We start from the raw sequence: 21,595 nt of genomic DNA on the forward strand, positions 1-21,595 counted from the left end.
CCGTGGGGGTTACTCTGCCGCGCGCTGCTCTAGGGGCGCGTCGAATTCCGGCGACGGCTCTGCGGCGTTGAAGCCGAGGCTGGAATGGCCCTTCACCGGGCCGGCGATGTCCGCGACCAGATACAGCGGCCGTCGCTTCGATTCGATGTACAGCCGGCCCAGATACTCCCCGATCATGCCCAGCACGAACATCTGCACCGCCGACAGGACGGTGACGACGAGCATCGTCGAGGTCCAGCCCTGCACCGGCGACCCTTCGAAGAAGCCCCACAGGATGTAGATGAGCAGCAGCAGCGACGCGCCGGCGAGGATCACCGAGGCGTGGCTGGCGAAGCGCAGCGGCGCGGTCGAAAAGCCGGTGACCGCATCGAACGCGAGCCGCATCATCTTGCCGAGCGGATAATTGGTCTCGCCCGCATGGCGCTCGGCGCGGTCGTAGGGGAAGGGGACCTGGCGGAAGCCGACCCAGGCGACCATGCCGCGGATGAAACGCGCCTGTTCGGGCAGCGACAGCAACGCATCGAGCGCGCGCCGGCTCATCAGGCGGAAATCGCCCGTGTCGAGCGGGATCGGCGTGTCGGTGACGCGATCGAGCACGCGGTAAAAGGCGGCGGCGGTCGCCTTCTTGAAGATCGTCTCGCCCTCGCGCTTGCGCCGGACGGCGTAGACGACATCAGCCTCTTGCTGCGCCATCGTCGCGCGCATGTCGGCGAGCAGTTCGGGCGGGTCCTGCAGATCGGCGTCGATGATCAGGATCTGCGCGCCGCAGCACAGGTCGAGCCCCGCGGTCAGCGCGAGCTGGTGGCCGTGGTTGCGCGACAGGTTGATCGCGACGAGCCGCGGGTCGGCGGCGGCCAGGCGCTGCATCACCGGCCAGCTGTCGTCGCGGCTGCCGTCGTTGATCAGCACGATCTCGTAATCATCCCCCACCGCCGCGCGCGCGGCCGCGGACACGCGCGCGTGCAGCAGCTCAAGGCAGGCGGCTTCGTTGTAACACGGAACGACGACGGACAGGGCGGGACGATGCATGATGCGCCGCCTTGTAGCGGCTCGCGGCGGCGGCGTCATCATCACCCGTCCCGGTGCAGCCGACGCCCTGAGCCGCGGCCTTCGCGACCGACATGGCAAGGCGCCGCTCGGAAAGCCAGGCCGCCGGCAGTGTTGCGCAAATGCGGCACATGAAAATTCTGTTACTTTTTTGTCATCTCGCGGTGCGGAATTCCGATGCCGGCGTCGTGAATACGGTGTGGATCGCGATAGACGGGCAATTCCGGACGGCCATCGGCGATGCAAGGGGGGATTCAATGCAGGCAGTTTTCGATCGTCGCGTCGCACGGCCGCGCCTCAGCGCGGCGCTGAAGGCCTTGGCACTGCTCGGCGCGGGCGTCGCCGCCGTCAGTGTATCGGCGCCTGCCGTGGCGCAGGATTATAACCAGGTTCAGGCGACCGGCCGCGTCCAGGGAACGAACGGCCAGCCGATCGCCGGCGCGACGGTGACGGTCACCTCGAACGACCAGGGTTTCGTGCGCACGGTCACGACCGGATCTGACGGCACGTTCCGTGTACAGGCGCTGCCCCAGGGCAATTACACGTTCAACGTCGCCGCCGACGGATTCGATACGTTTACCGATCCGAACGTCTCGCTGACGCAAGGCAACTCGGCCAACCAGTTCACGCTGTCGCCGACCGGCGGCGCCGATGCCGGCGATATCGTCGTGCGCGCCGGCCGCGTCCGCGTCGTCGACTTCGATCGCACGACAACAGGTGCGGTCATCAACGTCAGCGACCTTGCGACCCGCGTGCCCGTCGCGCGCGACCTCACCTCGGTCGTCCTGCTCGCGCCCGGCACCACCGGCGGCGATACCGCGTTCGGCAACCTGCCGTCGGTCAACGGCGCGTCGGTGTCCGAAAACGCCTATTACATCAACGGCCTGAACGTTACCCAATTCCGCAATGGCCTTGGCGCGGCGGCGATCCCGTTCGAATTCTATCAGACCGTCGAAACCAAGACCGGCGGCATTTCCGCAGAGTTCGGCCGCATCACGGGCGGCTTCGTCAACGCGACGACCAAGTCGGGCTCGAACGAATTCCACGGCGGCATCACCTTCAACTGGGAGCCGAACGGCCTCCGTTCGAAGTCGCCCAACACCTACGCGTCCGACAACGACGCGGCGTTCAACGAGCGCAAGGAATTCATCGCCCAGCTGTCGGGTCCGATCATCAAGGACCATTTGTTCTTCTACGGCATCTACAATGCCCGCGACGTCCAGTCGAACTTCGGCAGCACCGCGACGATCAGCGCGACCGGCACGGGCGTCAACGGCTGCGTCACCAATCCGGGCTATTGCGCCGACTTCGGCAACCTGTCGGCGGCGAACTTGAAGATCGCCGGCACGTCGTACAACTTCGACCGGAACACGACGCCGTTCTATGCGGGCAAGATCGATGCGGTCATCGTCGATGGCCAGCGGATCGAGGCGACCTACTTCCGCACTGCGGGCGAGACGGTGCGGCAGATCTTCGGTACCTCGGGACTGACCGACGGCTTCACGCGCACCTTCGCCAACGGCGGCCGCTACAATCTCAACACCAACCAGATCGGGCGGTACGCGACGACCACCCGCTTCCGCTCGGGCGGCGAGAATTACGTGTTCCGCTACACCGGCACCTTCACCAACTGGCTGACGCTGTCGGGCGCCTACGGCGTCAACAAGAATACGGATACCACCGAATCGGCGTTCCCAAACCTGCCGTCGATCGTCGACCAGCGTAACGGCGGCAATTCGCAGATCGGCAACGTCACAGCGAACAACTCGGTCAACTTCGACAAGCGCACCTTCTATCGCGCCGACGTCGATCTGAACTTCAACTTCGTCGGGTCGCACCACATCCGCGGCGGTTACGATCGCGAGGAGCTGAACCTCAACCAGCAAACGCTGTCGAACGGCCCGGGCCAGGTGACGCTGCTCACCTCGACCGGTCTCAACCAGACGGGTCTTCCCGCCGGCACGTCCTATGTGAAGGTCCGCCGCTTCCGCACCGGGGGCGAGTTCAACTCGATCAACCAGGCATTTTATGTCCAGGACAGCTGGTCGCTGTTCTCTAACCGCCTGCTGCTCAACCTGGGCGTGCGCAACGACTCGTTCAATTCGAAGAACGGCAGCAACGTCACGTTCTTCCGACAGAAGAACCTGTGGTCGCCGCGTCTCGGGTTCAGCCTCGACCCGCAGGGCGAAGGCCGCTCGCGCGTCTACGGCTCGTTCAGCCGCTACTATCTGCCGGTCGCGGTCAACACCAACGTGCGTCTTGCCGGCGTGCAGCAGGACTATGACGCCTTCTATCAGTTCAGTGGGTTGAACTCAGACAACACGCCGATCCTGACCACGCCGCTGACCACGGTCCCCGGCAACGTCGCCTGCCCGGGCGGCACGCCGGCGGGAACCTCGTGCCTGATCCGCCAGCCGGGCGATGCGGCGCAGCCGACCGGATCGACGGTCAGCTCGAACCTCAAGGCGCAGTCGACGGAGGAATATATCCTCGGCGGCGAGCAGCGGATCGGCAGCCGGATCAAGATCGGCGCCTATTTCACGCTCACCAAGCTGCGCAACTCGCTGGAGGACGCGGAGCTCGACCAGGCGATCGTTCCGTATTGCGTGTCGCAGGGCAAGGCGCTGGCCGCGTGCCAGGCGACCTTCTCCGGCTCGACGCAGGGCGCGCTCATCAATCCGGGCAGCGATGTCGTCGTCGATCTGGCCAAGCCGCTACCGGGCGAGACGGCGGTGCGCCGTCAGGTTCTGCTGTCGGCCGCGGCGCTCAATTATCCACGCGCGGAACGCCATTATCGCGCGATGAGCTTCACCTTCGATCGCGAGTTCGACGGCAAGTGGGATTTCCACCTCAACTACACCTATTCGAAGCTCTACGGTAACATCGAGGGCGGCGTCCGTTCGGACAACGGGCAGACCGATTCCGGCCTGACCACCGCGTTCGACTTCCCGGCGCTCGTCACCGGCACCTACGGCTATCTGCCCAACGATCGCCGCCATGCGCTGAAGGCGTTCGGCAGCTATCGCATCGCCGACTGGCTGACGCTGGGCGCCAACGGGTCGATGACGTCGCCGCGCCACTTCGGCTGCTTCGGCACCGCGCCGGCATCCGCCGACTTCAACGCGACGCAGGTGTCGGGCATCGCCGGGCCGTTGTACAACCCCGGCGCCGCCGCCTATTGCAACGTCTCCAACGGGCAGATCGTCACCAACCCGGTCGGGTTCCAGGTGATCAACGATCCGTTCAACCAGCCCGGCGGCGTCAAGCCGAGCACGTTGCAGGTCGTTCGCCGCGGCACGGCGTTCCAGTCGGATTGGGTGTACCTGCTCAACCTCGACGCGACGGTGCAGATTCCGACCGACGCCTTCAACGGCTTCGTCCGCTTCTCGGTGTTCAACGTCTTCAACTGGCAGGCGAAGTCCGACTTCAACGAGATCGGCACGCTGACCGGCGGCGTCCCGAGCGCGACCTACCGCCTGCCGCAGGTCTACCAGACGCCGCGCTACGTGCGCGTGCAGCTGGGCGTGTCGTTCTAAGCGACCGTTGACATCGTTTCCCTCGCGGGCCGGGTGCGATGCACCCGGCCCTTTTTTGTGGGCGGTAGAAATCGCACAGCACAGCGGCACCGTTCGACGCAATAGCGCGTCGCGCTTTGCTGCCGTGGCGAAAGGCGCGTGTGGCTAGACCCGCTCCACCGCATTCACCGCGTCGGCGGCGCGCAGGGCGGCGATCAGGCGCATCAGCTGGTGGACGTCGTGGACCTCGACGTCGATCACATTGGTGTGGAAGACGGTGTCGCGCGTGTCGAGGCGCAGCGCGATGATGTTCGCCTTGTGCGCGCCGATGATCGTCGAGACGATGCCGAGCGCGCCGGGTTCGTTCCTGACCTGCACGCTGATCCGCGCGACGGCGCCGTCGGACTGATCGCCCCAGTCGACGTCGACCCAGTCGGTTTCGTCCGCGCCGCGTTCGGCAAGCTCGGCGAGCACCGGGCAATCGATCGCATGCACCTCGATCCCCGCATCGGGCCGGCGCAGGCCGACGATGCGGTCGCCGGGCACGGGGTGGCAGCATTCGGCAAGGTCGAAGGCGACGCCCGGCGTCAGTCCCTTGATCGAGATGGCGGTGGACTGCGGCGCAAGGCGGCCGGCGTCGGTGCCCGCGGAACCGGGCATCAGCGCCTCCATCACCTGCACGTCCGACACGTGGCGGCGGGCGATCGCCATCATCAGCGCGGGTTCGTCCGGCAGTTTCAGCCGCTGCACCGCATGATCGAGCGCACCGGGCGCCAACGTGGCGGGCAGACGGCGCACGATGTCGTCGTAGAGCGTGCGGCCGAGCGCGATCTGCTCGGCACGCTCGGTATGACGCAGGTGGCGGCGGATCGCCGCCGACGCCTTGCCCGTGATCGCGAAGTTGAGCCAGCCGGGCTGCGGCACCTGGCCCTTGGACCGCAGCACCTGCACCTGGTCGCCATTCTCGATGACGGTCGATAGCGGCACGACGCGGCCGTTGATCTTCGCACCGACCGCCTGGTCGCCGAGGTCGGTATGGACGGCATAGGCGAAGTCGATCGGCGTCGCGCCCTTGGGCAGCTGGATCAGCTCGCCCTTGGGCGTGAAGGCGAAGATGCGATCCTGGTACATCGCCATGCGCGTGTGTTCGAGCAGCTCTTCCGGGCTGCCCGCGGTGTCGAGGATTTCGACCAGGTCGGCGATCCAGCTGTGCTGGCTGTCGGCGCGGACCTTCTTCTCCTTGTAGGCCCAATGCGCGGCGAGGCCGAATTCGGCCTCCGCATGCATTTCGGGCGTCCTGATCTGGATTTCGATGCGCGCATTGTCGGCGTGGATGACGCTGGTGTGCAGCGAGCGATAGCCGTTGCGCTTGGGCGTCGAGATGTAATCCTTGAACCGCCCGGGCACCATCGGCCAGCGGCGGTGGATGATGCCGAGCGCGCGGTAGCAATCCTCGATCGTCGGCACGATCACGCGGAACGCCATGATATCCGACAGCTGTTCGAAGCTGATGTGGCGCTCGCTCATCTTGCGCCAGATCGAATAGGGATGCTTCTCGCGCCCCGTCACCTCCGCCTCTACCCCGGCGCGCGCGAGCAGCAGTTTCAGGCCCGAGCCGATCTTGGCGATCCGGTCGCCGCCGCCCAGCTTCAGCTGCTCCAGCCGCTTGCTGATCGACTGATACGCCTCTGGTTCGAGCTGTTCGAAGGCGAGCGTCTGCATCTCCTTCATGAATTCGTACATGCCCACCCGCTCGGCGAGGGGGGCGTAGATGTCCATCGTCTCCTTCGCGATCCGCCGCCGTTTCTCGGGCTTGGGGATGTGGTGGAGCGTGCGCATGTTGTGCAGGCGATCGGCGAGCTTCACCAACAGCACGCGGATGTCGTCGGACATGGCGAGCAGGAATTTGCGCAGGTTTTCCGCCGCGCGTTCGTTCTCGGTCTGCGCCTCGATCTTGGAAAGCTTGGTGACGCCGTCGACGAGGCGGGCGACGTTGGTGCCGAACACGCGCTCGATCTCGTCCGAGGTCGCGACCGTATCCTCGACCGTGTCGTGCAGGATCGCCGTCGCGATCGTCTCGTCGTCGAGGCGCAGGTCGGTCAGGATGCCGGCCACCTCGATCGGATGGCTGAAATACGGGTCGCCCGACGCGCGCTTCTGGCTGCCGTGCGCGCGCATCGAGAAAACGTAGGCGCGGTTGAGCAGCGCCTCATCGGCATCGGGGTCGTATTCGAGCACCCGGTCGACCAGTTCATATTGCCGCAGCACGGCACCATTCATGGGGCGTTGCAGCATGATTTGGCAATGGTTTGTTGCCGATCAACATGATCGTTTTTGCCGCATTCATGCGTTTGGTCTAATCTGGAGGGCCAGCCCATGCCCGAGGTGACGATGGAAAAACTGCGCGAAACGCTCAAGGCATGCAGCCTGCCCGCCGCTCTGGAAGCGATGGGCGAGCGTTGGGCGTTCCTGATCCTGCGCGCATCGTTCAACGGTCTGCATCATTTTGAGGAGTTTCAGTCGGAACTGGGCATCGCGCGCAACATCCTCGCCAACCGACTGGGCCGGCTGGTCGAACATGGCATCCTGCAGCGCGAGGCGATGGCCGACGACCGGCGCAAGGTGCGCTATTCGCTGACCGAAAAGGGATTCGCGCTGCTGCCGACGATGGTCGCGCTTCGCCAGTGGGGCGAACGATGGGAAACGTGCCAGCCCGCCTTTCCGGTGCTGGTCGATACGCGCGACAAGCGGCCGATCGCGCCAATGGCGGTGCGCGCGCACGATGGCCGCGTGCTGGGCAAGGGCGAGATGATCTGGGCGCGGCCGGAAGAGGTCGGGGACTGACGCACCAGCCGCGCGTCGGTCACATCAACAGCTTGACGCCGACGATCGCGAGCACGGTCGCCAGGATCGGGCGCAGCACGCCCTCGCGCATCATGCCCGCCAGCAGGCTGCCGATGACGATGCCGGGGATCGACCCGACGAGGAGCGAGCCGAGCAGCGCGAGATCGACCGAGCCGAGCAGCCAATGTCCCGCCCCCGCAAGCAGGGTGAGCGGCACGGCATGCGCGATGTCCGCGCCGACGAGACTTTTCAGCGGCCGCCGTGGGTAGAGGACGAGCAGCGCGGTCATGCCGAGCGCGCCGGCACCGACCGAGGTCAGCGAGACGAGTACGCCCAGGATCGCGCCGAGCGCGACCGTGAGCAGCGCGGGTTCGCGTCCTTCCGTCTCGCCGAGCCGCGGGGTCAGTGCGGCGACGATGCGGTGCCGCAGCAGCGTCGCGATGGCGGAGGCGACGAGGACGATGCCGAGCAGGCTGGCGAGCAGATGCTGCGTCGCGGCGGAATGCTCCTGCGCCTGGCCGAGCAGCAGCAACGTCACGATCGTGGCGGGCACGCTGCCCGTCGCCAGCCGCCGCACGATCCGCCAGTCGAGCGTGCCGCGCCAGCCGTGCACGGTGGTGCCGACCGTCTTGGTCGCGGCGGCGTAAAGCAGGTCGGTGCCGACCGCGGTCGCAGGGTGAAAGCCGAAGGCGAGCACCAGGATCGGTGTCATCAACGATCCGCCGCCGACCCCGGTCAGCCCGACGAGCACGCCGACGAGGACGCCGGCCAGCGAATAGAGCGGTTCGATGGTCATGCTGGAGATCTCAACACGCGATGCGATCGGCCGGCGGGTGCTCTTGCGACGACGGACGCTGCGACCCCACACAGCGTTGCGCTTCCCCGGCGGACGCCGGGGGCCAGCGGGAAAGGCGGCGGCAACGGTGCGTCGTCATCGGCCGTGAGCGTCCCCCACCTGGATCCTGGCCTCCGCCGGGGCGAGCGATGGGGGCGCGCGACCCGTGCCGGTTCCGACGCAGCGCGGAGCGAACCCCTCAACCCGCGTTCCGGCTCGGCGTATTGACGCCCATGCTGGTGAGGTAGCGTTTCACGTTGCGCGCCGCCTGGCGCAGCCGCTGTTCGTTTTCCACCAATGCGATGCGCACAAAGCCTTCCCCGTTTTCGCCGTACCCAACACCTGGCGCAACCGCGACATGCGCGCACGTCAGCAATTGTTTGGAGAACTCAAGGCTGCCTAGGTGCCGGAGCGCGGGCGGCAGCGGCGCCCAGGCGAACATCGACGCGCGCGGCGCGGGAATGTCCCAACCGGCGCGGCCGAAGCTTTCGACCAGCACGTCGCGGCGCTTGTGATACAGCTGGCGGTTCGCCTCGACGATGTCCTGCGGGCCGTTGAGCGCGGCGCAGGCCGCCGCCTGGATGGGCGTGAAGGCGCCATAGTCGAGATACGATTTCACCCGCGTCATCGCCGCGATCAGTTTTCGGTTGCCGACCGCGAAGCCGATCCGCCAGCCCGCCATCGAATAGGTCTTCGACAGGCTGGTGAATTCGATCGCGACGTCCTTCGCGCCTGGCACCTGCAGGATCGAGACGGTCGGCTTCCCGTCGTAATAAAGCTCCGAATAGGCGAGGTCGGAGATGATCCAGACCTGGTTCTCCTTCGCCCAGGCGACGAGCCGTTCGTAAAAGGCGAGGTCGACCGTCTCCGCGGTCGGATTGGACGGATAGTTGACGACGAGCATGCTGGGGCGCGGAATGGTGAATTCCATCGCACGCTGCAGGCTCTCGAAATAATGCTCGTCCGGCGTCGTCGGCACCGCGCGGATCGTTGCGCCGGCGATGATGAAACCGAAGGTGTGGATCGGATAAGACGGATTGGGCGCGAGGATGACGTCGCCCGGCGCGGTGATCGCGGTGGCGAGGCTGGCCAGCCCCTCCTTCGACCCCATCGTCACGACGACCTCCGTCTCCGGGTCGACGTCGACGCCGAAGCGACGGCCGTAGTAATTGGCCTGGGCGCGGCGCAGGCCGGGGATGCCCTTCGACTGCGAATAGCCGTGCGCGGACGGCTTCTGCGCGACCTCGACCAGCTTTTCGATGACGTGCGGCGGTGGCGGCAGGTCGGGATTGCCCATGCCAAGGTCGATGATATCCTCGCCACCGCTGCGCGCCGCCGCCCGCATCGCATTGACCTCGGCGATGATATAGGGCGGCAGGCGTTTGATGCGGTAGAAGTCGTCGGACATGGGGCACCGTGTGGTTTGCAGGTGCCTTTCGCTTTACCCCCGGCGCGCACGGGTGGCCACCCTCGGGCGATGGGAAACGTTCGCGCAAAGCCGCGAAGACGCAAAGATGTTGCGGGTGGGGGTGTGAGTGTGGACCGCCCCTGCGCCGTTTCCACGAGCCCACCACTACCGTTCGTGCTGAGCTTGTCGAAGCACGTGCGGCGAACGCGACGCCTGGGGCTTGTCCTTCGACAAGCTCAGGACGAACGGATTACGGGGTTGGATCGGCGTATGCGGCGTCAGCCGATCCGTCGCCTACCGCACCCCCGCCACCCAGGCATCGACCTGCTCCTCGAGCACGCCGAGCGGCAGGGCGCCGTTCGCCAGCACCACCTCGTGGAAATCGGGCAGCTGGAATTTCGCCCCCAAGGCGCTCTCCGCCTTGCGCCGCAGGCCCGCGATACGCAACTGGCCGACCATGTAGCTCGTCGCCTGCCCGGGATTGTTAATGTAGCGGTCGACCTCCTTCGTGACGTCGCGCTGCGACAGCGGAGCGTTCTCCGTAAAATAGGCGATCGCCTTGTCGCGGCTCCAGCGCTTGGCGTGCATCCCCGTGTCGAGGACGAGGCGGCAGGCGCGCCACACCTGCAGCGACAGCATGCCGAGTTCGGCATAGGGATCGGTATAGGCCCCCATCTCTTTAGCCAGCCGCTCCGAATAGAGGCCCCAGCCTTCGGTATAGGCGCCGTAATAGCCGAAGCGGCGGAACTTGGGCAAAGTCCCCAGTTCCTGCGCGCGCGCGATCTGGAAATGGTGGCCGGGCGCGCCCTCGTGGTGGGCGATGCCCTCCACCTGCGGCTTCTGCACCTGGGTCATGTCGGCGAGGTTGACGTAGAAGATGCCCGGCCGCGACCCGTCCGGGGCGGGCGGGTTGTAGAAGGCGACCGACGCCGTCTCCTGCCGCCACGGCTCGACGCTGCGCACCTCCAGCGCCGCTTTGGGCAGCCGGCGGAAGAAGCGCGGCGCGGCGGCCATCGTCTGCGCGATCGCGGCGCGCGCGTCCGCCAGATATTGCTGCCGGCCCGCGTCGGTATTGGGATATTTGAACTTGGGGTCGGTGCGCAGGTCCGTGAACAGCTGCTGCAACGTGCCGGTATAGCCGATGCGCGTCATCACGCCCTTCATCTCGGCATGGATCGCCGCGACCTGCGCAAGGCCGAGCTGGTGGATCTGCTCCGCGGTCAGGTCCGTCGTCGTGTAATAAGCGAGGCGCGCCTGATAATAAGCGTCGCCGCCGGGCAGGCTCCATGCGCCGTCATTGCCCTTCGCCTGCGGCTCGATCGCGTCGAGCGCGGCGAACAGGATGTCGAAGCCCTGGCGGAACGGCCCCGTCAGCGCGGCGGTCGCGTCGGCGATCAGCTGCGCCTTGGTCGCGGCCGGGGCGGAAAGCTTGCCAACTTTCGCCTTGAAGTCGGCGAGCAACGTGCTGTCGGCGCCGCTGTCGAACGGTGCGCCGGTGATGACCTTGCGCGCATCGCCGCGCGCGGGGGCGAACACCATCTTGGGCGGAACGATGCCCTTGGCGGCCTGCGCGCGGATCCGGTCGGCGACCTCCTGCATCACGCGGCGGCTGTCCCGCAGCCGGGCGACATAGGCCTTGGCGTCCGCGACGCTCTCGACGCGATGCTGGTTGATGAGGAAGACGGGGATGTCGCCCGCCGGGCTGCCGTTGGTCGACACGGGAAACGCATAGTCGCGATAGCGCGCCTGCCGGGCATCTGTGGCGACCTGCTCCTCGAACAGGCGATAGCTCAGCCGCCCCTGCGGCCCCAGCCGTTCGGGGCGGAAGCGGCGCTTCATCTCGGCAAGCTGGCTCTGTTCGAGCGCCAGGCTGCGCCGCGCGGCGGCATCGGTGTAATCGTCGAGCCTGTCGTAGTTGGTCTTGAGGCCGAGGCTCGTCTGCGTTTCCGGGCTGAGCGCGGTCTGCGCATCGAAGGCCGCGTCGAGAAAGGCGAGCAGCGCGGCATCGTCGGGGCCGGCCGTCGCCTCGGCCCATACCGGCGCAGGCACCAGCGCCGTCGCCGCGGCACCCGCCATCATCGCCATGTAGCCGCGCCTGTCGATCCGCATCATGTCCGCTCTCCCGCTGAAGTGTCGGCGAGCTAGGCCGGTTCGCAAGGCGGGGGCAAGTCCTGAAAATTCCTCCCCGCTTCCCCGCAAAAGCAGGGAAGGATTGGCGATGGCGGTTCCCCGTCCCCCCCGAACCCGCTATGTCTGCGGGCGGAGAGGTAGCCATGGCCGACGCAGAGCCGACGTTTTCGAAGACGCCCGATCTCGCCGAGCTGCAGCACTGGACCTGGGTGATGGGCCGTGCGCAGCAGATGATGATGGAGCAGGGGCTCGACTGGTTCGACGCTGCGCGCTTGCCCGACGTCGCCGACACGCCCGCCGCGGCGCAGGTGCGCGATTTCTGGCACGACAGCCTGATCCTTTGGCAACGCTTCCTCGACCCCGCCGCCGCGCCGCCCGCACCGCCCGCACCGCCCGCGTCGGAGGGCGATGCCCGCGACAAGCGCTTCAAGGACCCGGCGTGGCGCGAGGATCCCTATTTCGACTGGGTCCGGCGCAGCTACAATCTGATCGCCGACCACATGCTGCGCGGCGTCGACCGGCTGGACGGGCTGGAGGAGAAGCAGAAGGAGCAGCTGCGCTTTGCGGCGAAGGGTTTCGTCGATGCGATGAGCCCGTCGAACTTTCCCGCCACCAATCCGGAAGTCGTGCAAAAGACGATCGAAACCAAGGGGCAGAACCTGCTCGACGGATTGCAGCACATGCTCGCCGATCTGGGGCGCGGCCAGATGACGCACAGCCCGGCCGAAGCGTTCGAGGTCGGGCGGGACCTGGCGACGACGCCGGGCAAGGTGGTCAAGCGCACGCCGCTCTACGAACTGATCCAATATGCGCCGACCACCGAGAGCGTGCTGGCGACGCCGCTGGTCATCTTCCCGCCGTGGATCAACCGTTTTTACATCCTCGACCTGACGCCGGAAAAAAGCTTCATCCGCTGGGCAGTGGACCAGGGCATCACCGTGTTCATGGTGTCGTGGAAATCAGCGGACGCATCGATGAAGGACGTGATCTGGGACGATTACGTCGGGGCGCAGATCGACGCGATCGATACCGTGCGCGGCCTGCTGTCCGTGCCCGCGGTGCATACGGTCGGCTATTGCGTCGCGGGGACGACGCTGGCCGCGACGCTCGCGCTGCTGTCGGCGTGCGGGGCGGCGGACAAGGTCGCATCGGCGACCTTCCTGACCGCGCAGGTCGATTTCGCCGCGGCGGGCGACCTGACGCACTTCGTCGATGACGAGCAGCTTGCGCTGATCGGCGCGCTGTCGCCGCAGGGGTTCCTCGACGGGCGCTATCTCGCGGCGACGTTCAACCTGCTGCGCGGGCGCGACCTGATCTGGAGCTACGTCACCAGCAACTATCTGCTGGGCAAGGATCACATGCCCTTCGACCTGCTGCACTGGAACGGCGACGTCACCAACCTGCCGGCGAAATGGCATCTGTCGTATCTGACCGATCTCTACCGCGACAATCTGCTGGTGAAGCCGGGTGCGCTGTCGATCGCGGGGGTGCCGCTCGACCTGACGAAGGTGGCGACGCCCGCCTATGTCCAGGCGGGGCGCGAGGATCATATCGCGCCGCCCGAAAGCGTGTGGAAGATCACGCGGCTGTTCACCGGCCCTTTGCGGTTCGTGCTTGCGGGGTCGGGTCATATCGCCGGCGTCGTCAACCCGCCGGCGGCGGGCAAGTATCAATATTGGACCAACGACGCGCCCGCCGAATCGCTGGAGGCTTTCGTCGCAGGCGCCCGCGAAACGCGCGGCAGCTGGTGGCCTGACTGGGCGGCATGGTTGCGGGAACGCGATGGCGAAACCGTCGCGGCGACCGGCGCGCGGATCCCGGGCGAGGGGGCGCTGCCCGCGCTGGCGGAGGCGCCGGGCGCGTACGTCCGTACGCGGTGACATTCATGGGAACGGTCACATCCCGACGATGATGGTGCGGCGCACAAAAAGCCTTGAAACGTAGCGTTAAACGGCTTATTGTGCATTGCAGCAAAAACGTTGGAGCAGGACGATGGCCCAGCCGACCAAGCCGGTCCGCAAGGCGACGAAGCCGCCGGTCGCACCGGCCGCGGCTCCTGTCGCGCATGCGAAGACCGCCGTTCCCGTGAAATCCGAACCGACCGGTTCCAAGCCGGCACCGCGCGCGGCCCCGAGCCCCGCGCCGCAACCCCCCGCCGCGGCGCCCGTCGCGCCGCCGGCCCCCGCAGCAAAGGAAGTGACCATGGACACGATCGATACCGCAAAGACCGCCGCCGAGAACGCCACCGCCAAGGCGCAGACCTTCGTGAACGAGGCCGGCGACCGTGCGAAGGGCGCGTTGGAAAAGGGCCGGAAGTTGATGGAAGACGCCGCGGACTTCGGCCGCGGCAATGTCGAGGCGCTGGTCGAATCGTCGCGCATCGCGGCACGCGGCCTGGAAGCGCTGAGCCACGACGGCGTCGCCTATGCCAAGAAGGCGTTCGAGGAAGCGACCGCCACCGCCAAGCAGATGGCCAGCGTCAAGTCGCCGACCGAGCTGCTGAAGCTGCAGGCCGATTACGCGCGTAACGCGTTCGACGCGCTGGTCGCGGAGAGCTCGGCTCGCGCCGAGACCATGCTGAAGCTGGCGGGCGAGGTCGCCCAGCCGATCTCGAACCGCGTCGCGCTCGCCGCCGAGAAGATGAAGGTCAGCGCGTAACCTATGCACTGATCCCCGATAATGGGACGAACGGGGCGGCCGCAGCGATGCGGCCGCCCTTTTTGCGAGGCGAGGGCCTTGCCCCCACGCCCTCGCATGCCATATTTCGGCGTCTCACCATGACAATCGCACCGATCCACATGGCCGACCGCCGCGACGATGGGCAGGATGACGGGACCGGCACCGGCCTCGCCACCAAGACGCGTACGCGAACGAAGCAGCCGACGCCGTACCGCGTGCTGATGCTCAACGACGATTACACGCCGATGGAGTTCGTCGTGCTGTGCCTGCAACGCTTCTTTCGCATGAACATGGAAGAAGCGACTCGCGTGATGCTGCACGTCCACCAGAAGGGCGTCGGCGTCTGCGGCGTCTTTTCCTACGAGGTGGCGGAAACGAAGGTCGGGCAGGTCATCGACTTCGCGCGCCAGAACCAGCATCCGCTGCAATGCACGCTCGAAAAGGCGTGAGCAGGCGAACGCTCGCCGAGCCGCTCAGCTTGCCCCCGGCCTAGTCCCAGATTCGCACTGAGCCCGCGTGCGTCACCGTCCCGCGGGCAACCACGCCAGATCGATACCCGCGCCGCGCTCGACGTGGTTCGCCGCGCGCATCAGGCCGGCTTCGTCGAGGAAGGTGAAGCGCCCGCCCTCGCGCGCGATCAGCCCCTCGTCCTCCAGCTGTCGCAGCATGCGGTTGACGTGCACCGCGGTCAGCCCGGTGGCATCGCCCACCTCCTCCTGCGTCAGCCCGAGCACGAACGTCGCCTCGTCGCGCGCACGGCCGGCATGAAGGCGGTTGCGGATCTCGATCAGCAGCGCGGCGACGCGCGCCTTCGCTGATGTGCGGCCAAGCCCCGCCAGCCGGTCGGTCAGCGCGACCCGCTCCATCTGGTCGAGCGCCAGGAACATCGCGGCCAGCCGCGGATGGTCCGCGATCAACGCTGCGAGCAGGCTGCGCTCGACCGGCGCGACCGCGCATTCGGTCAGCGCCATCGCGGTTTCGGTCGCGCCGCGATAGATCAGCCCCGACATCGCCACCATGTCGCCAGGGAACAGGAAGCGCAGGATCTGGCGGCTGCCGTCGGGCAGGATGACATAACTCATCATCGTGCCGCGCTTGATGACGAACAGCTCGGTCAGCCGGTCGTTCTCGCGCACCAGCACCGCCCCGCGGCGCAAATGCCGCTCGCGTTGCTCAAGGGAATCCAGCACCGCCGTTTCCGTTGCCGACAGGTCGATGAGTTCGCCGATACGAGCGGCGAGGCAATTGGCCACGCGGTTGAAACCCCCGAAAATGCTGTGCGCGGCACAAAGCAAAGCGGCAGGCTTGCTGCATTAAAATCGATCAAGACGTGGTTATGGCGGACCATTGCCGATCCCGGGATATGCTCCTAGACGCTGGGCGATGGACCGTATCCTGATCCGCGGCGGCCATCGCCTGTCCGGCCGCCTGCCCATTTCCGGCGCGAAGAACGCCGCCCTGACGCTGATGCCGTGTGCGCTGCTGACCGACGAGCCGGTGACACTGCGCAACCTGCCGCGGCTCGCCGACGTCGACGGCTTCGGTCATCTGCTCAACCAGCTTGGCGCGTCGACCGCGATCCAGGGCACCCGGCCGGAGGATTTCGGCCGGGTGATGACGATCCGGGCGGGGCAGCTGACCTCGACCGAGGCGCCCTACGACATCGTGCGCAAGATGCGCGCGTCGATCCTGGTACTGGGGCCCGTGCTGGCGCGCGCGGGCGAGGCGCGCGTGTCGCTGCCCGGCGGCTGCGCGATCGGCAACCGCCCGATCGACCTCCACCTGAAGGCGCTGGAGGCGATCGGTGCCGAGCTGGAGATGGCGGCGGGCTACGTCACGGCGCGGGCGCCCAGGATCAACGGAACGCGCGGGCGGCTGTCCGGGGGGCGCTATCGCTTCCCCGTCGTCTCGGTCGGCGCGACCGAGAACGTGCTGATGGCGGCGGCAACGGCGCAGGGGCCCAGCGTCATCGAAAATGCCGCGCGCGAGCCCGAGATCGTCGACCTGTGCAACCTGCTGGTCGCCATGGGCGCGCGGATCGAGGGCATCGGCACCGAGACGCTGGAGATCGAGGGCGTCGATCGCCTGCACGGCGCGACCTATGCGGTGATGCCCGACCGGATCGAGGCGGGCAGCTATGCCTGCGCCGCGGCGATCACCGGCGGCGAACTGGAACTGGTCGGCGCGCGCGCCGCGGATATGCGGGCGACGATCGACGCGCTGCGTGAGGCGGGCGTCGCCGTCACCGAGACGCGCGACGGGGTGAAGGTCGCGGCCGACGCGCCGCTCGGCCCGGTGACGCTGTCGACCGCGCCCTTCCCGGGCTTCGCGACCGACATGCAGGCGCAGTTCATGGCGATGCTGACGCAGGCGGACGGCGCCAGCGTCTTGACCGAGACGATCTTCGAGAACCGCTACATGCACGTGCCCGAACTCGCGCGGATGGGCGCGGACATCCAGGTCCACGGCCGCACCGCGGTGGTGAAGGGCAGAAGCGCGCTCGTCGGCGCGCCGGTGATGGCGACCGACCTGCGCGCGTCGATGAGCCTGATCCTCGCCGGCCTCGTCGCGGAGGGCGAGACGGCGGTGGCCCGCGTCTATCACCTCGATCGCGGGTATGAGCGGCTGGAGGAAAAGTTGTCGGCGGTCGGCGCCGATATCGAACGCGTCAGCGACGGCTGATCCCGAGCCTTCCCGTCGTGACGGGAAGGCGGGTCAGGCGATGCGGTCCGGCACCTCGGCCGCATCGTGCGCGATCGCGTCCTCGGATGCGACCGCTTCCCAGGGGAAGACGAACCAGTCCTTGGTGACGCGCCGGTCGATCGTGCGCGCGCGATAGTCGACGCGCACCGTCGACACCGCATTGTCGATCAGCGTCGCGAAACGCACGTTTGCCGCGGGCGCGCCCGCCTCGGCCAGCGTCGCGCGCAGCCCGGCGATCGTGCGGCCGGAATCGTTGATGTCGTCAACGAACAACAGCCGCCGGCCCGCCGCCGCCCACCCCGCGACGCGGACGAGCACCGTATCGACCAGCCCGTCGATCCCGCTCGACTGATCGCACGACACCGTCGGCACCCCGATCGCGTGGCTGAGGTAGACCGCCGGCACCAGCCCGCCCCGGCCGATGCCGACGATATGGTCCGGCCGCCATTCCGCATCGCCCGCGACCGCCGCGGCCAGCGTGCGGACGTCGGCGACGAAATCATCGTGCGGGATGACGGTGAACACAGGCATGCGGGCTCCTTAGATCGCCGCCAGCGCCTGGTCGAAATCGGCGATCAGGTCGTCTGCATCCTCGACCCCGATCGAGATGCGCACCAGGTTGTCGGTGATGCCCAGCGCCTGCTTGCGCGCTTCGGGCACCGACAGATGCGTCATCGCCGCCGGATGCGACGCCAACGTCTCGGTGCCGCCGAGGCTGACCGCGAGCTTGGCGATCTTCAGCGCGTCGAGGAAGCGGAACGCTTCCGCCTCGCCGCCCTTGACCAGCAATGAGAAGGTCGATCCCGCGCCGGTGCAATGCCTCTCGTAGATGTCCTTCTGGCGCGCATCCTCGATGAAGCCGAGATAGCCCATGCTCTCCACCTTGGGATGCTGGCGCAGGAAGGCGCACACCTTGGCGGCATTCTCGCCCGCGCGGCTCATGCGCAGTTCCAGCGTCTCGAGGCTGCGCAGCAGCATCCACGCGGTGTTGGGATCGCAGATCGTGCCGATCGTGTTGCGCATCGCGCGGATCGTGTTGATGTGCTCCTTCGTCCCCAGCACGCCGCCGGCGACGAGATCGGAATGGCCGCCGGCATATTTGGTCAGCGAATAGACGACGATGTCCGCGCCATGTTGTAGCGGCTTCGACCAGAGCGGCCCCAGGAACGTGTTGTCGATCGCGATCGGCGGTTTCACGGCGGCATTGGCGAAGATCGCATCGCGGCTGGCGCGCACCGCCTCGACGTCGACCAAGGCGTTGGTCGGGTTGGCGGGGCTTTCGAGGTAGATGAGCGCGACGTTGCCGCTCGCCGCCTTGCTCAGCACCGCGTCGATCTCGGCGCGCGTCGCGCCCGCTGGGAAATCGAGCCAGTGGACGCCGAACCGGCCGAGAATGCGCGCGATCAGCGTCTCGGTAGCCGCATAGAGGGGCCCCGAATGGACGATCGTGTCACCGGGCTTGACCATCGACAGGAACAGGGTCGCGATCGCCGACATGCCGCTGGAAAAGGCGAGCGCGTCCTCCGCCTCTTCCCACACCGACAGGCGATCCTCGAGGATTTCCTGGTTCGGCCCGTTGAAGCGCGAATAGACGAGGCCCTCCGCCCCGCCCGGCCGCTTGCCCGTCACGCCCTCGAAATGGCGCTTGCCTGCGGCCGCATTGGGGAAGACGAAGGTGGAGGTGAGGAAGATCGGGGGTTTGAGCGATCCTTCGGACAAAGCGGGGTCGAAGCCGTGGCCCATCATCAGCGTCGAGGGCTTGAGCTTGCGGCCGGCAATCGTCTTGGGCGTGCTGGGCGCCGCGTCGGGGGCGGGCACGCCGGTCAGCTCGGCTTCGGTTCCGCCGAGGGGGGTTTCGCGCGGTTGCGTGTCGCGGTCGGGCATCGTCATCTCCTGAATATGCAGGCCGCAATAGCGCCGGATCGTAACCGGCGATACCAGCTTGCCGTATGCAGAGGCGCTATCGCGGCAATCCGATCAGGCTGATCTGCCGCCCGTAATCGGGCTCGCCCCGATGCGTCGCGCGGCGGAAGCTGTAATAGCCCTCGGCATCGGCATAGGTGTCGCGGCCGAGCGCGGTGACGCGGCCGACGCCGGCGGCGGCGAGGCGGTGCGCGACATAGGCCTCGAGGTCGAACTGGTGATGTCCGTCGCGCCCGTCGGCGAAGAAGCGCGCATCGGCAGGATCCACCGCGGCGAAGCGCGCGAAAAATGCTTCGTCTACCTCATAACTGGCGCGCGCGATGCACGGGCCGATCGCCGCGACGATGCGCCCGCGCGCCGCGCCCAGCGCCTCCATGGCATCCAGCGTCGCGTCCGTGACGCCGGCGAGCGCGCCTTTCCAACCGGCATGCGCCGCGCCGACCACGCCCGCCTGCGGGTCGAGGAACAGCACCGGCGCGCAATCGGCGGTGAGGATGCCGAGCAATATGCCCGGCCGGTCGGTGACGAGCGCGTCGGCACGCGGCCGCGCCTCGTCGGGCCATGGCTGCGTCACCGTCACGACATCGGCGGAATGAACCTGATAGGCGGTGACCAGGGGCGCACCCGGCAGCACCGCATAGGCGGCGCGGCGGCGGTTTTCCGCCACGGCAGCGGGATCGTCGGCGGACCCGAGCCCGACGTTGAGCCCCGCGACCAGCCCGGTCGACACGCCGCCGCGCCGGCCGAGGAAGCCGTGCGGCACCTCGCCGAAGCCGCGCACCCGCGCCGCGTCGATTGGTGCGTCGGGGCTCACAGCGCCAGCCTCATCAGATCATCCTCGTCGCGGTGGTTGCCGACCATGAAATCGTACCGCCCGACCCGCACGAAGCCGTAGCGTTCGTAGAAGCGGCGCGCGCGATCGTTGTCGACATAGACCGACAGGAACACTTCGGCAGCCCCCCGCTCGCGCGCGGTGGCGATCGCCCAGTCCATCATCCGTTGCGCCAGCCCCGTGCCCTGCGCCGCATCGGCGAGGTAGAGCTGGCGCAGCTCGATCATCGGCCCTGTCGGCGTGACGGGCAGCGAGTGCGGCCCGAGCTTGGCGAAGCCGAGCAGCCGCCCCTCCGCTTCCGCGAGCAGGAAGGCGAAGGCGGGATCGGCGATCTCCGCCTGCCAGCGCGCCAGCGTCAGGCCATCGAGAAACGCGGCGAGATCGGCCGGCGCATAGAGGTGGCCGAAGGTCGCGGTGAAGCTGTCGCGCATCAGCGCGGCGATCGCGGGGGCGTCGTCGCGCGTCGCGGGGCGCAGCGTCGCCGTCATTCGCCATAGCCCGCGGGCACGGGCCAGCCGCCACCGGTCAGCGCAAGCGCGCGGAACAGCGCGCCCATATCCTCCATCAACCGGTTGCGATCGGCGAGCAATTGCGCGGCGCGATCCGGCGCACGCTGCGCCAGCGCGCTGGTGCGCGCGTCGATGCCGAGCTGGCCGAGTAGGTCGCGCTGGCTGATCGGGCCCCAGGCGGTCGCGCCCGCGCTCTGCCCCGCGGCGGCGAGCGTCGCGAAATCGACATGCGCGGACAGGTCGACCTCCCCCGGCGTCTCGAACGGATTGGCGAAGCCATGGCCGCGCACCGCCTGCAGCGTGTCGCCGAGCGCCGGACCTTCGTAACCGTAATCGATCGCGAGCAGCGCGCCGCCCTGATGCGCGATCCGCCCCGCCAGCGCGCGGACCACCGCGACGCTCGCCGGCGAGGTTTCGAGGATCGACCCCGCGGGCGCATCGCGCATCGCCTCGGGCAGCACCTCGGCAGGGATCGGCTTGCCGGCGATCGGCAGAAACATCGTGTCCTGGCACGCGACGAGCCGTTCGTGCCACGCATCGGCGCGGCGGATCAGCTGGCGGATCGGCAACGCATCGAAGAATTCGTTGGCGACGACGATCAGCGCGACGTCGCCCGGCAGCGTGTCGACGCCGTCATGCCACGTCGCATCGGCCAGGTGGCGAGCCTGCGCCGCGCGCAGCACCGGGCTGGTTTCGACCAGATGCACCGCGGGCGAAAACCCCGCCCGCGCCATCGCGCGGCGCGCATCGGCGGCGAGCGTGCCGCGCCCCGGGCCCAGCTCCACCCACGCGGTCGCCGGCCGTCCCGCGCGGTCCCACAGGTCCGCGCACCACAGGCCGATCAGCTCGCCGAACATCTGACTGATCTCGGGTGCGGTGACGAAATCGCCGCCCGCGCCCAGCGGATCGCGCGTCGCATAATAATGCGCGTTGGCGGCCGCCATGAACTGCGACACCGGCATCGGCCCGGCGAGCGTGATCGCGCGCGCGAGCCGATCGGGAAGGGGGCCGTCGTCGGGGAAAGGCTGGGCAGGGGCGTCCGTCACGCCGGCGGAAATGCAGGCGGCAGAAGCAAGGCGCAAGGCCTATCCCGCAGCGTCCCCACACCATGCCAAGTTGCTCCACACCACACCACACCACACCACATCGTCCTCGCACCCCAACACCGTC

The 21,595-nt window shown here is 67.7% G+C and carries 17 protein-coding genes; 6 read left to right on the forward strand and 11 right to left on the reverse strand.

Going from position 1 to position 21,595, the window contains the following annotated elements; translation table 11 throughout:
* Positions 1-9 precede the first annotated feature (9 nt).
* Positions 10-1,029 carry a glycosyltransferase family 2 protein gene (locus DM480_RS08290; protein WP_115378413.1) on the reverse strand — a complete coding sequence of 340 codons (1,020 nt, stop codon included), beginning with the start codon at positions 1,027-1,029 and terminating at the stop codon, positions 10-12.
* A gap of 275 nt (positions 1,030-1,304) precedes the next feature.
* Between DM480_RS08290 and DM480_RS08295 the strand changes: the two genes are divergently transcribed.
* Positions 1,305-4,583 (forward strand): TonB-dependent receptor, encoded by a 3,279-nt coding sequence (locus DM480_RS08295; RefSeq protein ID WP_157968781.1) that lies wholly within the window; start codon positions 1,305-1,307, stop codon positions 4,581-4,583.
* A 144-nt stretch (positions 4,584-4,727) separates the two neighbouring features.
* On the opposite strand, the gene DM480_RS08300 is transcribed toward DM480_RS08295, so the two are convergent.
* The gene (locus tag DM480_RS08300) at positions 4,728-6,830 is read right to left on the reverse strand and encodes a RelA/SpoT family protein (RefSeq protein ID WP_115381015.1); all 2,103 of its coding nucleotides are present in this window, start codon (positions 6,828-6,830) and stop codon (positions 4,728-4,730) included.
* A 108-nt stretch (positions 6,831-6,938) separates the two neighbouring features.
* Here DM480_RS08300 and DM480_RS08305 point away from each other — a divergent pair, with 108 nt between their 5' ends.
* Positions 6,939-7,406: a winged helix-turn-helix transcriptional regulator gene (locus DM480_RS08305; protein WP_115378415.1), complete on the forward strand. Its 468-nt coding sequence runs from the start codon at positions 6,939-6,941 to the stop codon at positions 7,404-7,406.
* Positions 7,407-7,425: 19 nt separating this feature from the next.
* Here DM480_RS08305 and DM480_RS08310 read toward each other — a convergent pair whose 3' ends face one another.
* From DM480_RS08310 to DM480_RS08320, 3 genes are all read right to left on the reverse strand, one after another.
* Positions 7,426-8,202, reverse strand: coding sequence for a sulfite exporter TauE/SafE family protein (locus DM480_RS08310; RefSeq protein WP_115378416.1), 777 nt, complete (start codon positions 8,200-8,202; stop codon positions 7,426-7,428).
* Between the two features lie 238 nt (positions 8,203-8,440).
* Complete coding sequence (locus DM480_RS08315; protein ID WP_115378417.1) at positions 8,441-9,649, reverse strand: LL-diaminopimelate aminotransferase; 1,209 nt, start codon at positions 9,647-9,649, stop codon at positions 8,441-8,443.
* Between the two features lie 294 nt (positions 9,650-9,943).
* Complete coding sequence (locus tag DM480_RS08320; RefSeq protein WP_405053253.1) at positions 9,944-11,758, reverse strand: DUF885 domain-containing protein; 1,815 nt, start codon at positions 11,756-11,758, stop codon at positions 9,944-9,946.
* A gap of 164 nt (positions 11,759-11,922) precedes the next feature.
* Here DM480_RS08320 and DM480_RS08325 point away from each other — a divergent pair, with 164 nt between their 5' ends.
* From DM480_RS08325 to clpS, 3 genes are all read left to right on the forward strand, one after another.
* Positions 11,923-13,659, forward strand: a complete 1,737-nt coding sequence (locus tag DM480_RS08325; RefSeq protein WP_115378418.1) for a PHA/PHB synthase family protein — start codon at positions 11,923-11,925, stop codon at positions 13,657-13,659.
* Between the two features lie 322 nt (positions 13,660-13,981).
* Complete coding sequence (locus tag DM480_RS08330; RefSeq protein WP_232833916.1) at positions 13,982-14,437, forward strand: phasin family protein; 456 nt, start codon at positions 13,982-13,984, stop codon at positions 14,435-14,437.
* 140 nt (positions 14,438-14,577) lie between these two features.
* Positions 14,578-14,907, forward strand: a complete 330-nt coding sequence (clpS, locus tag DM480_RS08335; RefSeq protein ID WP_115378420.1) for an ATP-dependent Clp protease adapter ClpS — start codon at positions 14,578-14,580, stop codon at positions 14,905-14,907.
* Positions 14,908-14,979: 72 nt separating this feature from the next.
* Here the strand turns inward: clpS and DM480_RS08340 are convergent, their stop codons facing one another.
* Positions 14,980-15,648, reverse strand: coding sequence for a Crp/Fnr family transcriptional regulator (locus DM480_RS08340; RefSeq protein ID WP_232833917.1), 669 nt, complete (start codon positions 15,646-15,648; stop codon positions 14,980-14,982).
* Between the two features lie 193 nt (positions 15,649-15,841).
* Between DM480_RS08340 and murA the strand changes: the two genes are divergently transcribed.
* On the forward strand, positions 15,842-17,140 hold the full coding sequence (murA, locus tag DM480_RS08345; RefSeq protein WP_115378421.1) for a UDP-N-acetylglucosamine 1-carboxyvinyltransferase: 1,299 nt from the start codon (positions 15,842-15,844) through the stop codon (positions 17,138-17,140).
* 33 nt (positions 17,141-17,173) lie between these two features.
* On the opposite strand, the gene DM480_RS08350 is transcribed toward murA, so the two are convergent.
* The 5 genes from DM480_RS08350 to DM480_RS08370 form a co-directional block, all read right to left on the reverse strand.
* Positions 17,174-17,692: a phosphoribosyltransferase gene (locus tag DM480_RS08350; RefSeq protein ID WP_115378422.1), complete on the reverse strand. Its 519-nt coding sequence runs from the start codon at positions 17,690-17,692 to the stop codon at positions 17,174-17,176.
* A gap of 9 nt (positions 17,693-17,701) precedes the next feature.
* Positions 17,702-19,045, reverse strand: coding sequence for a cystathionine gamma-synthase family protein (locus tag DM480_RS08355; protein ID WP_115381021.1), 1,344 nt, complete (start codon positions 19,043-19,045; stop codon positions 17,702-17,704).
* A gap of 76 nt (positions 19,046-19,121) precedes the next feature.
* The gene (pgeF, locus tag DM480_RS08360) at positions 19,122-19,898 is read right to left on the reverse strand and encodes a peptidoglycan editing factor PgeF (RefSeq protein ID WP_232833918.1); all 777 of its coding nucleotides are present in this window, start codon (positions 19,896-19,898) and stop codon (positions 19,122-19,124) included.
* Positions 19,895-20,404 carry a GNAT family N-acetyltransferase gene (locus DM480_RS08365; RefSeq protein WP_115378423.1) on the reverse strand — a complete coding sequence of 170 codons (510 nt, stop codon included), beginning with the start codon at positions 20,402-20,404 and terminating at the stop codon, positions 19,895-19,897. The genes pgeF and DM480_RS08365 overlap by 4 nt, the downstream gene beginning before the upstream one ends.
* On the reverse strand, positions 20,401-21,471 hold the full coding sequence (locus DM480_RS08370) for a class I SAM-dependent methyltransferase (protein ID WP_405053252.1): 1,071 nt from the start codon (positions 21,469-21,471) through the stop codon (positions 20,401-20,403). Before DM480_RS08370 ends, DM480_RS08365 begins: the two co-directional genes overlap by 4 nt.
* Positions 21,472-21,595 lie beyond the last annotated feature (124 nt).

The sequence above is a fragment of the Sphingomonas sp. FARSPH genome (assembly GCF_003355005.1).
GTDB lineage: Bacteria > Pseudomonadota > Alphaproteobacteria > Sphingomonadales > Sphingomonadaceae > Sphingomonas.

Excerpts from the sequence above, each read along its gene's own strand:
- DM480_RS08330 (WP_232833916.1), top strand. The coding sequence starts at position 13,982 with ATGGACACGATCGATACCGCAAAGACCGCCGCCGAGAACGCCACCGCC.
- DM480_RS08350 (WP_115378422.1), bottom strand. The coding sequence starts at position 17,692 with ATGCCTGTGTTCACCGTCATCCCGCACGATGATTTCGTCGCCGACGTC.
- DM480_RS08305 (WP_115378415.1), top strand. The coding sequence starts at position 6,939 with ATGCCCGAGGTGACGATGGAAAAACTGCGCGAAACGCTCAAGGCATGC.
- clpS (WP_115378420.1), top strand. The coding sequence starts at position 14,578 with ATGGCCGACCGCCGCGACGATGGGCAGGATGACGGGACCGGCACCGGC.
- DM480_RS08290 (WP_115378413.1), bottom strand. The coding sequence starts at position 1,029 with ATGCATCGTCCCGCCCTGTCCGTCGTCGTTCCGTGTTACAACGAAGCC.
- murA (WP_115378421.1), top strand. The coding sequence starts at position 15,842 with ATGGACCGTATCCTGATCCGCGGCGGCCATCGCCTGTCCGGCCGCCTG.
- DM480_RS08320 (WP_405053253.1), bottom strand. The coding sequence starts at position 11,758 with ATGCGGATCGACAGGCGCGGCTACATGGCGATGATGGCGGGTGCCGCG.
- DM480_RS08355 (WP_115381021.1), bottom strand. The coding sequence starts at position 19,045 with ATGCCCGACCGCGACACGCAACCGCGCGAAACCCCCCTCGGCGGAACC.
- DM480_RS08315 (WP_115378417.1), bottom strand. The coding sequence starts at position 9,649 with ATGTCCGACGACTTCTACCGCATCAAACGCCTGCCGCCCTATATCATC.
- DM480_RS08325 (WP_115378418.1), top strand. The coding sequence starts at position 11,923 with ATGGCCGACGCAGAGCCGACGTTTTCGAAGACGCCCGATCTCGCCGAG.
- DM480_RS08295 (WP_157968781.1), top strand. The coding sequence starts at position 1,305 with ATGCAGGCAGTTTTCGATCGTCGCGTCGCACGGCCGCGCCTCAGCGCG.
- DM480_RS08365 (WP_115378423.1), bottom strand. The coding sequence starts at position 20,404 with ATGACGGCGACGCTGCGCCCCGCGACGCGCGACGACGCCCCCGCGATC.
- DM480_RS08310 (WP_115378416.1), bottom strand. The coding sequence starts at position 8,202 with ATGACCATCGAACCGCTCTATTCGCTGGCCGGCGTCCTCGTCGGCGTG.